The 15312-nt window shown below is 67.1% G+C and carries 11 protein-coding genes; 9 read left to right on the top strand and 2 right to left on the bottom strand.

Features of this window, described 5'->3' with window-relative positions; translation table 11 throughout:
* The coding region (locus HOP12_14370; protein ID NOT35325.1) for an ATP-binding cassette domain-containing protein at positions 1-1625 on the bottom strand (1625 nt) is incomplete at its 3' end.
* A 381-nt stretch (positions 1626-2006) separates the two neighbouring features.
* On the opposite strand from HOP12_14370, the gene HOP12_14365 reads away from it, so the two are divergent.
* From HOP12_14365 to HOP12_14340, 6 genes are all read left to right on the top strand, one after another.
* A complete protein-coding gene (locus HOP12_14365) occupies positions 2007-2492 on the top strand; it encodes an LPXTG cell wall anchor domain-containing protein (GenBank protein NOT35324.1) in 486 nt (161 codons plus the stop codon).
* Positions 2492-3166 carry a class D sortase gene (locus HOP12_14360; protein ID NOT35323.1) on the top strand — a complete coding sequence of 225 codons (675 nt, stop codon included), beginning with the start codon at positions 2492-2494 and terminating at the stop codon, positions 3164-3166. Before HOP12_14365 ends, HOP12_14360 begins: the two co-directional genes overlap by 1 nt.
* Positions 3163-3804 carry a hypothetical protein gene (locus HOP12_14355; GenBank protein NOT35322.1) on the top strand — a complete coding sequence of 214 codons (642 nt, stop codon included), beginning with the start codon at positions 3163-3165 and terminating at the stop codon, positions 3802-3804. Before HOP12_14360 ends, HOP12_14355 begins: the two co-directional genes overlap by 4 nt.
* Before the next feature lie 201 nt (positions 3805-4005).
* Positions 4006-6672 (top strand): carbohydrate binding family 9 domain-containing protein, encoded by a 2667-nt coding sequence (locus HOP12_14350; protein NOT35321.1) that lies wholly within the window; start codon positions 4006-4008, stop codon positions 6670-6672.
* 62 nt (positions 6673-6734) lie between these two features.
* Entirely contained in the window at positions 6735-8312 is a 1578-nt protein-coding gene (locus HOP12_14345; protein NOT35320.1) for an SDR family oxidoreductase, read from the top strand.
* Between the two features lie 10 nt (positions 8313-8322).
* Positions 8323-9537 (top strand): PP2C family protein-serine/threonine phosphatase, encoded by a 1215-nt coding sequence (locus HOP12_14340; GenBank protein NOT35319.1) that lies wholly within the window; start codon positions 8323-8325, stop codon positions 9535-9537.
* Positions 9538-9564: 27 nt separating this feature from the next.
* Here HOP12_14340 and HOP12_14335 read toward each other — a convergent pair whose 3' ends face one another.
* Positions 9565-12756: a glycosyl hydrolase gene (locus HOP12_14335; protein NOT35318.1), complete on the bottom strand. Its 3192-nt coding sequence runs from the start codon at positions 12754-12756 to the stop codon at positions 9565-9567.
* A gap of 327 nt (positions 12757-13083) precedes the next feature.
* Here HOP12_14335 and HOP12_14330 point away from each other — a divergent pair, with 327 nt between their 5' ends.
* The 3 genes from HOP12_14330 to HOP12_14320 all read left to right on the top strand — a co-directional run.
* A complete protein-coding gene (locus HOP12_14330) occupies positions 13084-13926 on the top strand; it encodes a hypothetical protein (GenBank protein ID NOT35317.1) in 843 nt (280 codons plus the stop codon).
* A 79-nt stretch (positions 13927-14005) separates the two neighbouring features.
* Positions 14006-14548, top strand: a complete 543-nt coding sequence (locus HOP12_14325) for a YaeQ family protein (GenBank protein NOT35316.1) — start codon at positions 14006-14008, stop codon at positions 14546-14548.
* Positions 14549-14678: 130 nt separating this feature from the next.
* The coding region (locus HOP12_14320; protein NOT35315.1) for a hypothetical protein at positions 14679-15312 on the top strand (634 nt) is incomplete at its 3' end.

Below are 15312 nucleotides of genomic sequence, written 5' to 3'. Positions count from 1 at the left end.
AGTTGCTCGATTCGCGCCGGCAGTTCGCCCAGCTCGCGCTTCTCCTTGAAGCTCGCGCGTCGGGGGGCGACGGCGACGCCCGCCGCCTTCGCGCGCGCCGCCCGGCGACCACCGCGCGGTGCCACCTCCGCCTGCTTCTGCCTGAGCCAGTCTTCGTAGCCGCCCACGTACTCGCGCCACACTCCGTCGCCCTCGAACACGAGCGTCGAGGTGACGACGTTGTCGAGGAACGCGCGATCGTGAGAGACCACGAGCAGCGTGCCCTGGAACTCGACCAGCATGTCCTCCAACAGTTCGAGCGTTTCCAGATCGAGATCGTTGGTGGGCTCGTCGAGCACCAGCAGATTGCAGGAGCGCGACAGCACCTTGGCGAGCTGCAACCGCTTGCGCTCGCCACCCGACAGCTTGGTGACCGGGCCCTGGATCTGCTCGGGCGTGAACAGAAAGTCGCGAAGGTAGCCGACGACGTGACGCTCGCCGCCGCCGAGCGCGATCATTTCGCGACCCTCGGCGATGTTCTCGACCACCGTCTTCGAGTCGTCGAGCACCTCGTGAAGCTGCTCGAAGTGCGCGACCTCGAGCTTGGTCCCGGTGATCACGGTGCCGTGCTGGGGTTCGAGTTCTCCGAGCAGCAGCCGAATCAGCGTGGTCTTGCCGCAGCCGTTCGGGCCGATGATTCCGATCCGGTCGCCACGCATGATGGTGGTGGTCAGCCCGCGCACGATCGGCGCGGCGGCGAATGCGTAGTCGACGTTCATGCAGCGCAGCACCATGCGGCCCGAGCGATCCGCGTCCTGAAGCTGCGCCTTCACACGCCCGACCACTTCGCGCCGTGCGCCGCGCTCCAGTCGCAGCGACTCGAGCACCCGAACGCGACCTTCGTTGCGGGTGCGGCGTGCCTTGATGCCGCGTCGAACCCACGCTTCCTCCTGCGCCAGCTTCTTGTCGAACAGCGCGGCCTGATCCGCCTCGATTCGCAGCTCGGCCTCGCGCTGTTCAAGGTAGGCGTCGTAGCCGAGGCGGTAGCTGCGGATCGCGCCGCGATCGAGATCGAGGATGCGAGTCGCGAGGCTGCGCAGGAAGCTGCGGTCGTGGGTGACGAACAGCAGTGTGCCGCGGCGCCGTCGCAGCGAGTCTTCGAGGTGGCGGATCGCATCGATGTCGAGATGGTTGGTGGGCTCGTCGAGGATCAACAGATCGGGATCGCGCACCAGGGCCGCCGCGAGCAGCACGCGTCGCTTGGATCCCGCGGACAAGGTGCGGATCTCTGCGGGCAGATCGATCGAGAGGTCGTGCGCCGCCTGCTGGATGCGGGTTTCGATCTCCCACGATGCGTCGCTGTGCGCGACCCCGCACACGTCGTGCAGGTAGTCGACGACGGTGCCCGCGAGGTCGAGCGGCACGTCCTGCTGCAGGCTCGCGACCCGCAGGCCGGGGCGCCTCGCGATCTCGCCGTCATCGGGGGCCAGCGTGCCCTCGAGGATCTTGAGCAGCGTCGACTTGCCGGCGCCGTTGCGTCCCAGCAGTCCGATCCGCTCGGCATCCTCAATCTGGACGTTCACCGAGTCGAGAAGCGGAGGTCCGGCGAAGGCGATGCGAACGTCGTTGAGACCCAGGATCGCCATGCGGGAGCCGTCTCCTCGTTGAACTAATGGCCTGCGGAGTTTGAAAGATCCTCCACGATCGACCATGGGGGAGTGCTTCATAACAGTGCGGGACGATTGAAACAACCACCCGTATCACGTTGCTCAGTAAGGGCTGGCGTGAAACGGCGTCCAATTCCGCTCGCTGGCACCGATTTCGCCCTGTAAGTCCCCGTCATGCAGACCCCGGCCCGAGCCGCTGGTTCCGCTCGGCGCGGTCTTCGAACTCTCAAAGTTCGCTCGAACGACGAAAGGACGGCATCCGATGAAGCACCGCGTGATCACCCTCGTTTGCGCCGCGCTGGCCCTGACCGTCGGGACCGCGATGGCTGCGTCTCCGATCCCGAGCGCGTCACGCTGCTCATGGACTCGCGCACGCTGTTGCCGCCCGATCTGTCGGTCGGCATGGCCATGCGCGCCGAGTTCCTCCTGATGGAGAACGGGCAGTTCTACGCACGGCGCGTGATTCCGAATCGGGGCTACAGCTACAGCAAGGCGCCTCGCGCGAGCATTTCGTCCGACCCGATCGAAGGCGTGGATCCGGTCGCGCTCGAGACCGCGCCGGTCGCGGTCAACAGCGAGCCGGTCGCGATCGAGCGTGTTCCGCTCGAAGACCATCGCGTGAACGAAGTCTCGACCACGACGCCGACGATGGCGCAGACGACCGATGCGGATGTCTCCGCGACGGCCGAGGCGATCAGCGACGATGACGACACGCTGCCGCAGACCGGAAGCCGCTCGCCGATGATCGCCACGTTCGGGCTGTTCGCGGTCGCGGCTGCGACCGGGCTCCTGCTCGCGCGTCGCCCGCGCCGCGCGCGTCGCTATCCGCGCTGGACGGCGTGGTAATGAACGCCCAACGCTGGATGGATGGTGCGCAGAGTGCGCTCTTCATCGTCGGGTTCGTGCTGCTGGCCGTGTGGTTCAAGGGTCAGTCCGACACGGCCGCGTTTCAGCGGCGCGAGTCGCGGGCGCTGGATGCCGCGATCGGACGCGCGGGGGCGCAGGACGCAGTGGTTCGCGGCTCAGAGAGTCGAGTGCGGGCGCGCAATGCCTCGTCCCGCACGCGTCGCGTCATCGGACGCATCGAGATTCCGCGACTCGGGATCTCGGCCATGATCGGGCAAGGCATCGAACCACGCATTCTCGAACTCGCGGTTGGACACGTCGAGACCACCGCGCAACCCGGTGAGCCGGGCAATGTCGGGCTCGCCGGTCACCGCGACTCGTTCTTCCGCGGACTCGGCAACATCCGGGAGCGTGATGTCATTCGCATCGTGACCGCCCGCGGCACGTTTCGATATCGCGTGCAGTGGGGCGCAGTGGTCGAACCGGGACGAGTCGACGTGTTCGACTCGACGGCCACGCCTTCTGTGACGCTCGTCACTTGCTATCCATTCGACGCCATCGGCCCGTCGCCTCAGCGCTTCGTGGTCCGTGCTACACAAATCGATCCGAACGCTGCGGCCGTCGCGGTTGCGACGCCTCTCGCGCGGGCCGAATTCCAGAGGAGACCGTCATGACCCGTTCCCATCTCAAGTCCGCATTGCTCGCCAATCTCATGTTCGCCGGCAGCCTCGGTTTGCTGACTGGCTGCAACGAGACCGAAGCGAAGCAGGGCACCACCAGCTCGTCGAGCAACAACTACGTCGCGCCGTCGTCGAAGCTCACCTCCGGCACCACGATCGACGTGGCGCTCGGTAGCCAGCTTTCGTCCGAGACCGCGCAGGTCGGCGACACCTGGCACGGTAAGGTCACGGACGATGTCGTGTCCGGTGACAAGGTCGTGATCCCGTCCGGCAGTTCGGTCACCGGCACGGTGACGGGCGCCCGCGGGGCGAAGCGCGGCGAGCGCGCGATGCTCGACCTGGCGATCAAGAGCATCAGCGTGCACGGCAACAATGAGTCGGTCAGTGCGAGCACCGAAGAGGTGGTCGCGGGCTCGACGCGCGCACGCAATCTGGGCGCCATCGCCGGAAGCGCAGCCGCAGGTGCCATCATCGGCAAGGCAGTGGGTGACGGCAAAAACGGTGCGGTGGGCGGCATCATCGGCGGCGCGACGGCAGCGGGAGTGGTCGCGGCCTCGAAGGGCTATCAGGTCGTGCTGAAAGACGGAGCGGTGATGAGCTTCACGGTGAATCAGACCGTGAGCATGCGCTAGCGTCCGCTCGGCTTCTCGATTACCGGCGCTCGTCGACGACGCAGCCGGGCCGTGCGACTCGCTTCGTACCGCGATTCGGCCCGCTCGTCGTCACGTGCGCTTCGCTTGTCGAGGCTTTGACATTCGACTCGCGTGGCTCCATGACTCTGCGCGCCCATGAGCCGCGAACTGTTCCCTGCCGTAATTCATTGGGCTGCCGCGATGCCCGCGACAGCCCTGTTTGCTGCCGCTTCGGTCGCTGCGCTGCTCGCCGACGCCACCGTGGCGAGTGCCCAGGACTCGACCTCGAGCGCGACCACGGTGGTGCGTGAAGTCGCGATCGTGCGGCGCAACGGCCCGGTGGTCCTCGATGGGCACCTGTCGGACGCTGCCTGGCAGTCGGCGCCGATGATCGGCGACTTCAAGCAGCGCGAGCCCACCGAGGGCAAGGCCGCGAGCCAGCGCACCGAAATGCGGCTGCTGTTCGACGAGGAGGCGCTCTACGTGGGCGCGCGACTGTTCGATGCGAGTCCCGACTCGATCGTCAAGAACCTCACGCGCCGCGACGGACAGTCGCGCTCCGACTTGATCGAGGTGCTGCTCGATCCCTACTACGACCGTCGCAGCGGGTACTTCTTCGGAGTCAACGCGGCCGGCACGCTCTACGACGGGACGATCTACAACGACGGCTGGACCGACAACTCATGGGATGGCGTGTGGGAGGGACGCTCCCGCGTGGACGCCGAGGGCTGGAGCGTCGAGATGCGAATCCCGTTTTCGCAGCTCCGCTTCGCGCAGGCCGAGCCGCAGCGCTGGGGCATCAACTTCCATCGCTCGATGGGGCGCGGATTCGAGGACTCGTACCTGGTCTACCAGCCGCACGAAGAGAGCGGCTTCGTTTCGCGCTTCCCGACCCTCGTGGGACTCGAGGGCGTGAGCCCCGGCACCGCGATCGAGATCCTGCCGTTCGCGACCTCGAAGGCCGAATACCTGCGCCATTCGCCGGGCGATCCGTTCAACGACGGGTCGCGCGCGGTGGCGAACTTTGGTGGTGACCTGCGCATGCCGCTGGGCGCCAAGCTGACGCTCAACGGCACCGTCAATCCGGACTTCGGTCAGGTCGAGGTCGATCCGGCGGTCGTCAATCTGAGTGACGTCGAGACCTTCTTCCCCGAGAAGCGCCCGTTCTTCGTCGAGGGCAGCTCGATCTTCGACGCCGGCCAGCAGGGGGCGAGCGACTACTCGAACTTCAACTGGAGCCAGCCGACCTTCTTCTACTCGCGTCGCGTCGGCCGCGCACCGGCCGGCTCGCTGCCGGACGATGCGGAGTTCCGTGACGTTCCGAACGGCACCACCATTCTGGGTGCCGCAAAAGTCAGCGGAAAGATCGGCGCCGGAAACGTCGGCATGCTGCACGCCCTGACCGCGCGCGAGCACGCCGACGTCCAGCCGTTCGGGTTCACGAGCCAGTCGCAGCACGAAGTCGAGCCGCTCACCTACTACGGCGTGGGCCGCTATCAGAAGGAATTTCCCGAGCGGCGGCACGGGCTCGGTCTCATCACGACGGTCGCCGCGCGCGAATTCGACGATCCGCGACTCGAGCGCGAGTTCAACCGCACCTCGGTGGTCGCGGCGGCGGATGGCTGGCACTTTCTCGATGCGGCGAAGACCTGGGTGCTGTCGGGCTGGGCGGGTGCCTCTCACGTGAGCGGCAGCGAGGCACGGATCACCGATCTGCAGCTCAGCTCGCGGCGCTACTACCAGCGACCCGACGCGGAGAGCTTCGAGCTGGACACCACGGCCACCTCGCTGTCGGGCGCGGGTGCTCGCGTGTGGCTCAATCGCGAGAAGGGTCCATGGATCACGAATGCCGCGGCCGGTGTGCTCTCGCCAGGCTTCGAGGTCAACGACCTGGGCTTCATGAACCGCTCGGACGTGCTCAACGCGCATGCGATGTTCGGCTACAACTGGTCCAAGCCCACGCATCACATTCGGCACCATCGAGTGCTGGGCGCACTGTTCGGAGGTTCGAACTTCGACGGCGACGTCACCGACGCGGGCCTGTGGGCGAGCAAGTTCTGGTGGTGGACCAACAACTGGGTCACCGAGCTCACCGGTTCGGTCTCGCCCGAGACCGTGAATCCTCGACGCAGCCGCGGTGGGCCGCGCATGAAGAATGCGGCGGCGTACAACTTCAGCACCTTCTTCGACACCGACGGCAGCCGGGTGCGCTACTACTACTTCGGCACCAACTCCTCGGCCGCACCCGACGAGAACTCGTGGTCGTGGAGCGTGGAGCCCGGCATCACCTACCGCCCGTTTCCCAATCTGTCCGTTCAGGTCGGGCCGAGCTTCGAGCGAGCGCGCGACGGTGCGTTCCTGGTCGCGACAATCGACGATCCCGCCGCGACCGCGACCTACGGGCGGCGCTACGTGTTCGCGCAGCTCGATCAGACCACGCTCGCCGCCAATCTGCGCGTCAATGTGTCGTTCACTCCGGCGATGAGCCTGCAGTTCTACGGGCAGCCGCTCATCGCGACCGGCAAATACCGCGACCTGCGCGAACTCGCGCGGCCCAACAGCCTCGACTTCAGTGGCCCCGGCGCGGGCGCCTGGACCTACGATGAAACCACGCGCCAGTTCGATCCGGACGGCGCCGGGCCGCAGGGCGCCTACTCCGAGGACTTCGACTTCAAGTCGCTCGCCGCGAACATGGTGTACCGCTGGGAGTACCGGCCCGGCTCGGCGTTCTATCTGGTGTGGACCCAGAAGCGCACCGACGTCGACGGCGACGCGGCGTTTGAACCGGGCCCCGCGTTTCGCCGCCTCGGCCGTGCCGATGCGGACAACATCTTCCTCGCCAAGGTGACCTACTACCTGAATCGCTAGTCGGGTCACGGCGAGTGCCGGGCGCGTGGATTCCGCCTGCGGAGTCCTTTACTCTCGACGCCATGTCAGCTCATGAGGAGATGGTCCCCGAGGACCAGCGAGACCCCGTGCTGGTCGAGCGCCTGCGCGCCACCGCCGAATTGCTCGAGCAGATCGTGGCCGATCGCGGCTTGCTCGCGCATCTGTCGGCCGAGGATCGCAGGCGCGTGATCCAGGCGGCCGGGCGCGTGCACAGCCCCGACAACGCGGCCCGCCGGCGCATGGTGAAGGCGAAGGTTCGCATGCAGAAGGCGGGGCGCGTGAGCCGCGACGAGAAGCTGCTCGCCCGCACCGGCATTCGCTCGCTGCGGCGCCAGCCGGTTTACACCACGCCGAACGTGTTCGCGCCGACCGACTTCGTGCCGCGCGACGTCCACGGCGAAACCGTGCCGCGCGAGGCGGCCCAGCCGCAGAACTGCTACGTCTGCAAGCAGGATTACACGACGCTTCACCACTTCTACGACCAGATGTGTCCGCCGTGTGCCGAGTTCAATTTCGCCAAGCGAACCGAACTGGCGGACCTGAGCGGCCGGGTGGCGCTGCTGACCGGTGGCCGCGTGAAGATCGGTTATCAGGCCGGGCTCAAGCTGCTGCGTGCGGGTGCCCAGCTCATCGTGACCACGCGCTTCCCGCGCGACTCAGCGGCGCGCTACGCGCGCGAACCGGACTTCGCCGAGTGGGGGCACCGGCTCGAGATCTTCGGGCTCGACCTGCGCCACACCCCGAGCGTCGAGGCGTTCTGCTCCGAACTCCTGCGCACCCGCACGCGACTCGACTTCATCGTGAACAACGCGTGTCAGACGGTGCGGCGCCCACCCGAGTTCTACGAGCACATGATGGCGAACGAGACCGCCGCACTCGATGACGCACCGGCGAACGTGCGGCGACTGCTCGGGTCCTACGAGGGGCTGCGGGGTGCGAATCTGCTGACCGACGGCGATCCCGCGACCCAGTCGCCGGCCGCCGTGGCGCGCGGCATCGCCGAGGTGATCGGGCTCACGCACGCGGCCGAGCTGTCGCAGGTGCGGCTGCTCGAAGAGGAACAGCAGGCGCGCAGGAGCCTGTTCCCCGAAGGCCGGCTCGATCAGGATCTGCAGCAGGTCGATCTGCGCGGTCGCAATTCGTGGCGACTGCTGATGGCCGAAGTGCCGACCGTCGAGCTGCTCGAAGTTCAACTCGTGAACGCGATCGCGCCGTTCCTTCTGAACGCGCGGCTCAAGCCGCTCATGCTGCGCACTTCGGAGCGCGACAAGCACATCGTGAATGTTTCGGCGGTCGAAGGTCAGTTCTACCGCACCGCCAAGACGACGAAGCACCCGCACACCAACATGGCGAAGGCCGCGCTCAACATGATGACGCGCACTTCGGCGACCGACTACTTCAACGACGGCATCCACATGAACAGCATCGACACCGGCTGGGTGACCGACGAGGATCCGGCCGCGATCGCCGAGCGCAAGGTGATCGAGCATCGATTCCACCCGCCGCTCGACATCGTCGACGGTGCGGCACGCATCCTCGACCCGATCATCGTCGGCGTGAACACCGGCGTGCACGTGTGGGGCAAGTTCCTGAAGGACTATCGGGAGACCGACTGGTAGGGGTGTGGGCGTGAGCGGATGGGTCGAAGGCCTGGCGACGAAGGTGGCGGGCGCCACCGGGCGCGCAGAACTCGCGGGTGTTCTGCACGCGCAACTGAGAGACGCCTTCGAGCCGCACACGCTGGCCGTGTTCCTGCAGCGCGCGGACGGCCGACTCGTCGCGATGACGGAAGTCCCCGCCGAGATCTCGGAGTCGCTTCCGGACGACTATCCGCTGCTCGCCAGCCTGAGTCGCGAGCGCACCTGCGTGACCTCGTCGCACGCACTCGCGGGCGAGCTGGCGCACGCGCCGCTCACTTCGCTGGCGGCCGAGTGCGCCGTGCCGGTGCTCGATCGCCGGGCGCAACTGATCGGGCTGTTCGTGCTCGGCGCGCGCCGCGGTGGGGAACGCTACGCCGACGAAGACCAGCGCCTGCTGCTCGCGGCGGCCGACGAGGCCGGCTTCACTCTCGAGGCGATTCGTCGCGCCGAACTGCTCGCCGATCGCATGGAGGCCGCACGTCGTCAGGATCGCGAGATCGCGATCGCACGCGAGGTGCAGTCGCGGCTGTTCCCGCAGCGCGTGCCGGTGCTTCAGAACCTCGAGCTGGCGGCGCGCTGCATGCAGGCCCGTTCGGTGGGAGGCGACTACTACGACTTCCTCGAGCTCGGTCCGCGACAGCTCGGATTCGTGATCGCGGACGTCTCGGGCAAGGGCGTGCACGCGGCGCTGCGGATGGCGAACCTCCAGGCTCACCTGCGCAGCCAGGCGGGGAGCGCTCCGCAGGATCCGCTTCGGGTGTTGCGCGAGGTCAATCGCATGATGTGCGAGGCGGCGGTCGCGGGTCACTTCGCGACGCTGTTCCTGGGCGTGTTCGCCGACTCCTCTCGGCGCCTCACGTTCATCAACTGCGGCCACAATCCGCCTTTGTGCCTGCGTCGCGATGGCTCAGTCGAGTGGCTGGGCGCCACCGCCACGGTGCTCGGCGCATTCGTCGACTGGGACTGCGCGCTCGGGCGGGTGCAGCTCGCGCCCGGCGACCTGCTGGTGGCCTACAGCGACGGCATCACCGAAGCGACGCGCGGCGAAGAGCAGTTCGGCGACGAGCGGCTGCTCGGCGTACTGCGCGAGCATGCAGCGGCGCCCGTCGAGGCGATCGTCTCGGCGGTGCTCGAAGCCGTCCAGGCGTTCAGCGCCGGCGAGCAGTCCGATGATCTGACGCTGATGGTCGGTCGGGTGCGGTAGCGCGAGACCGCTGCGCACCTGACCGGCTCAGCGAACCACCTTCTCCTTCGCCGTCACCGCCGGCAGCTCCTTCTCGCGCACCAGCCGATTAAATGCGCTCAACTCGGCGCCCAACAGCACGCCGAGCTTCGCCAGCTCCGCGTCGATCGCACCTGCGACCTCGTCGTACACGGTGTAGCACTGCTCGGTCGGCGCGGCGTCCGCCCCCGACACCACGCCCGTCAGGCTGCTGAGCTTGTCGTTGAGCCGGATCGGAAAGTTGAGCGGATCCTGACTGCTGCGATTCTTGGTCTGGTAGAGCGCTTCCTCGACCGCGGTGAGCCTGGCAGTCAGCGCCCGCGCGGAGCCGCCGATGGTCGTGTCCTTGGGCGCGGCCGATCCCGCCCGCGCCGCGACCGCTTCGAGCTGATCACGCACGTCGCGCAGCTTCACGATCGCGTCGTGCGTCTCGGTGAGCTTGTCGCGGATCTTCAAGTGCAGGTCGAAGCGCTTCTGGTAGTCGGCCGTCGTGGTTGAGAGCCGCGGATCCTTCTGAACCTCGAACGCCTGGGTCTGTGACTTGCCGCCCACCGTCAGCCGCACTTGATAGCGGCCCGGCATCACGGTGGGGCCCGACAGATCGCCGCCCCACAGGATCATGCCCTTGAAGCGACTTGCATCGGGGTAGCGCAGGTTCCAGGCGAAGCGATTGAGTCCCGCGCGGGCGGGAATCCTGGGCTCCGTGCTGTCATCGCCCTCGCCGTCTTTGTGAGTCGTCGCCTCGCTCGAGTCTCGATTCGCGAACTTCCGAATGAGCTTTCCCGACGCGTCGAGGAACTCGAGCGTGATCTGCTCCTTCTCTTTGGGTTCGGCCGCGAGGCGGTAGTAGATCGTTGCGCCGTACGAAGGGTTGGCGCCGACTCCGGTGCCGCCCGGACCGCCGAACATCGACGCATTCGATGGTGCGAACAGCCACGCGTTCGCGCTCGCGACCTCGGGGGTGAGCTGTCGCAGCGGCGCGATGTCGTCGAGAATCCAGAACGAGCGCCCCTGAGTCGAAACCACCACGTCGTTGTCCTTGATCACGAGGTCCGTGATGGGGACCACCGGCAGAGCGCCCCGCACCTCGCCGTCCGGCTTCGCGAGGTCCGCGATCAGGCCCGGGCGATTGAGCCTCAGCGGCAGCCAGTGAGCACCTCCGTCGGGCGACGCACTGACGCCGGCTTCGGTGCCGCAATAGAGCAGGTGCTTGCGCACGGGGTCCTCGCGAACCACGCGCACGAACGCATCACTCGGCAGATCCCCGACGATCGAGCGCCAGCTCTTCCCATAGTCGTTCGTCACGAACGCGTAGGGGCGGTTGTCGTCGAGCTTGTAGCGATTCGCTGCGATGTACGCCGTAGCAGGATCGTGGGGCGAGGGCTCGATCTGACTGATCAGGCTCCACGCCGGCAGTGCTTGCGGCGTGACGTTTTGCCAGCTCCTGCCGGCGTCTCGCGACACGTGCACCAGGCCGTCGTCCGAGCCCACCCACAGCAGTCCCGGAGCACGCCGCGACTCGGCCATGGCGAAGATCGTGCAGTAGTACTCGACGCTGGTGTTGTCCTTGGTGATGGGCCCGCCCGATGGGCCGAGCTTCGAGCGGTCGTTGCGCGTCAGATCGGGACTGATCACGTGCCAGCTGTGGCCTTCGTCGGTGGTGCGGTGCAGCACGTTCGAGCCGGCATAGAGCACGTTCGGATCGTGCGGCGAGATCACGATCGGAAACGTCCACTGGAATCGATACTTCGCACCCTCGGCGCCCCAGCCCATCGGATTGTTGGGGTACGGATTCACGTCTCGCAGTTGACCGGTGCGTCGATCGAAGCGCGTGAGGTATCCGTCGTAAGAGCCGGCGTAGACGATGTTCGGATCGCCCGGCTTGGGTGCGATGAACCCGCTTTCGCCACCGCCCACGTCGTACCAGTCGGTGCGATCGATGCCATAGCCCGAGGTGCGGCTCGGGATCGCGACCGTCGAGTTGTCCTGCTGCGCTCCATACACCTTGTAGGGAAAGCCATCATCGGTGATGACGTGATAGAACTGCGCGGTGGGCTGATTGCCCTGGCTGCTCCACGATCGCCCGCCGTCGAACGAAACGTTCACACCGCCGTCGTTCGCTCCGATCATGCGCTGCGGGTCGTCGGGATCGATCCACAGATCGTGATGATCGCTGTGCGGCGCGCCGATCGACTGGAAACTCTTGCCGCCGTCGGCGGAGCGCATGAATCGTACGTTGAGCACGTAGGCGACTTCCGCGCTCACCGGATCGGCGTAGACGTGGGTGTAGTACCAGGCGCGCTGGCGGAGATTGCGATCTTCGTTGACGCGACTCCAGGTGCGCCCCGCGTCGTCCGAGCGGAACAGCCCGCCGTCGGCCGCTTCGACCATCGCCCACACCCGATCGGAGTTCGCACCCGAGACGGCGACTCCCGAGCGTCCCCACAGTCCCTTCGGCAGCCCCTCGGTGAGTCGTGTCCAGCGGTCGCCGCCATCCGTCGACTTCCAGAGTCCGCTGCCCGAGCCTCCGCTCTCGAGGCTCCACGGCGTGCGATGCACCTGCCAGGTCGTGGCGTAGAGCACCCGCGGATTGCGAGGGTCGAGCACCAGATCGATCGCGCCGGTGCTGTCGTTGACCGCCAGCACGCATTTCCAGCTCTCGCCGCCGTCTCGAGTGCGAAACACACCGCGTTCGTGGCTGGCGCCGAAGGTGTGACCGAGCGCGGCGACGTAGACCAGGTCGGGATCGCGCGGATGGATGCGAACGCGCCCGATCTGGCGCGAGTCCCTCAGTCCGACGTGCTTCCAGCTGCGCCCCGCGTCGAGCGACTTGTAGACCCCGTCGCCGTGCGAAACGTTGCCGCGGATGCAGCCCTCGCCCATGCCGGCATAGATCACGTTGGGATCGGATGCGGAGACCGCGATCGCGCCGACCGAACCGGTGCCGAGGTGGCCGTCCGAGACGTTCGCCCACGAAACGCCGCTGTCGGTGCTCTTCCAGATGCCGCCGCCGGTGCCGCCGAAGTAGTAGACGTTGCGCTGACCGATCACCCCGGTCGCCGCCGTCGCACGACCGCCGCGCGATGGACCGATGTTTCGCCACTCGAGTCCCGCGAGTTGCCGTTGATCGAAGGGATCGAGCTTCGCCACGGCTTTCGAGGCGCCAAGGGCGAGCGGGGGCTGAGCGGTCGCGGCGAGCATCAGGACTGCGATCCAGATCACGCGGGCATTCATGCAGTTCTCCGAAGGGCACGAGGGGCTTTTCAGGCGCTCAGGCGATCGCGAACAGGCGCACGATACCGTAAGGCACGGGCGACAGTTCTGCGGGATCGCGACCGGCGTCGCGAGTCACCCGGGAGCCATGCGCCGCATTGACTGTCACTTAGCATGCGGTCGCCCACGTGGCCCCGGCCTTGCTGATCTGGCTCGCGCTCGCGCGTGAGTTCAGGAGATCTGGGGGCTCGCTTTGGGGCACTCGCGCGCGAGTCCTTCTTCATCGCCTCGCTCTCCCGCCGCAGGAGGGACCCCGTGAACGTGGCTACGCTCTATCCCACGCTGCGCAGTCGCGTGCGCGACGCGCTCGATCACGATCGTGGACTGCTCAATTCGGTCCGCAAGCTGCGCTACCTGCTCGTGCAGGGCCCCTGGCAACCGCTGGTGGTGCGCTATTACCAGAAATTCGGACACAATCCACCGTATCCGGTCGCTCAGATCACCCAGATCGCGCCGCTCGACGTCGATGGTGCCGTCCGGCGCCTCGATCGTGATGCGTTCTCGCCCGGCATCCACGTGGGCGAGGAAACCGTCGACGAGATCGTCGGGTACGTGAAGGCGCGCGGCTCCCGCTGGATCGAGAATCCGCACAAGGCGTGCGCGGCCGTCGATCGAATCGCGCACGACCCGGTCATCGTCGACGTCGCGCGCGGCTACTTGCGTGCCGAGCCGATCCTGCTCGAGACGCGCGCCTACTGGACGATCCCGACCCCCGACGAACAGGGCCGCGTGTTCGGTGCCGCCGACGGAGGTCAGTTCCACTACGACGTCGCCGACGTCAAGTCGCTCTCGGTGTTCCTCTACCTCACCGACGTCGACGACGAGTCGGGCCCCCACGTGGTGATCCGCGGCACTCAGGCCCGTCGCACGCCGCAGCAGATCTTCACCCGCATGCTCGACGACGCGACCGCCGAGCGCCGCTTCGGCGATCGCATCCAGGTGATTCGAGGCCCACGGGGCACCGGCTGGTTCGAGGACATCGCGACCTATCACAAGCAGGCGCATGGCACGAAGGTTCGCCTGCTGCTGAGCCTCCTCTACTCCCTGCACCGACGGCCGGGCGTGCCACGGCGGAGCCTCGCGAACCGGCAGGGGTGAGGCTTCGAGCGCAGGTGTCGCTCGAGTTGAGGTAACGTGCCGCGTCCGCGGCCGGCTTCAACCCCCTGCGAGGTCCTGATTGGCACTCGGCGCCACGATCCACCAGTTCCTGATTCAGCTCTCCCACGTGGATCGCTCGGTCTACGAATCGCTCGAGTTGCGCGTGGCGCGTCATCCCTCCGAAAGCGAAGAGTTTCTGTGTGCCCGGGTGCTCGCGTTCTGCCTCGAGCACCGCGAAGGGCTCGCGTTCTCGAAGGGCCTGGTGGAGCCCGACCAGCCGGCTCTCGAGGTGAGGGATCTGACCGGAACCCTGAAGGCGTGGATCGAGGTCGGATCTCCCGACTCCGCGCGGCTGCACCGTGCCAGCAAAGCCGCACCGCGCGTCGCCGTCTACACCCACCACGATGCCGAGCGCTACTGGGCCTCGCTGGCCGGTGAGCGCATTCATCGCGCCGAGGAGATCGAACTGTACGGGCTCGACCGTGAACTGGTGTCCGAACTCGTGGCACGGCTCGAGCGGCGCATGACGTTCGAACTCTCGGTCACCGACGGCATGCTGTATCTGACGCTGGGCGAAGACCTGCTGTCGGCACCGCTCGCCTCGCACCGACTGACGGGGTAGGGGCCCGCCGGGGCGCTCGGGCCGCTCCCGGCCCGTAACTGGCTCAAAAGTCGCCCGATGTTCGCCGTGCCCGCACCGGACGTAATGGACTCTCAGGAACCCACTCGACTCGTTCCCGAGGGCATCTCCGATGCGATGGCGCTCGATCCACACCGGCCTGCTGTTGTGCCTCGCGGCGCTCCTTCCCGCAGCGTCGGCGCGTTCGGCGGGTCCGCCGCCATCGACGCTTGAGGGCCACGACCTCGAGGTCGCGGACGAGCTGGGTACCGGGGTCGAATCCGCCCTTGGCAGCCTGCTCTCGGGGCAGATGGCCGGCGAGATCACGCGCGTCACCGTGAACGCGGACGAAGGCTCACGGATCACCGTGCGCGTGAGCTACTCGGGGTTCGAAGGCGGCCGCATGTGGGCCGAAGCCCTGAACTCCAATCGCAAGCTCCAGAGCTGGATCACCGCCAGCACGCCGCAGTCACTCGGCGCCAGCTCGGGCGAGGTCGAATTCGTGCTCGACGCCGGCGACCGTGCCCCCGAGGGCGGCAGCCGGGCCTCTTCGTTCCTGCGGCTGAGTGTGGCGCGCGGCGATCGTTCGGTCGCCAGTTTTCGCCGCAACTACCGCATGGCCAAGACGTGGGGCGCGATCGCGGGTGAACCGACCGCGCTGATGACCACCACGATCATGCCGAAGCCGATCGGGACCACCGCAACACTCACCGAGGCTCCGAGCTATCCGCTGCCTCCGCGATCGGGAGTGGCGACCGCTCCCGCGC

It is taken from the genome of Candidatus Eisenbacteria bacterium, assembly GCA_013140805.1.
GTDB lineage: Bacteria > Eisenbacteria > RBG-16-71-46 > RBG-16-71-46 > RBG-16-71-46 > JABFRW01.
The sequence above is the reverse complement of the archived record's forward strand: the minus strand, read 5'-3'. Positions and strand labels throughout refer to the sequence as shown.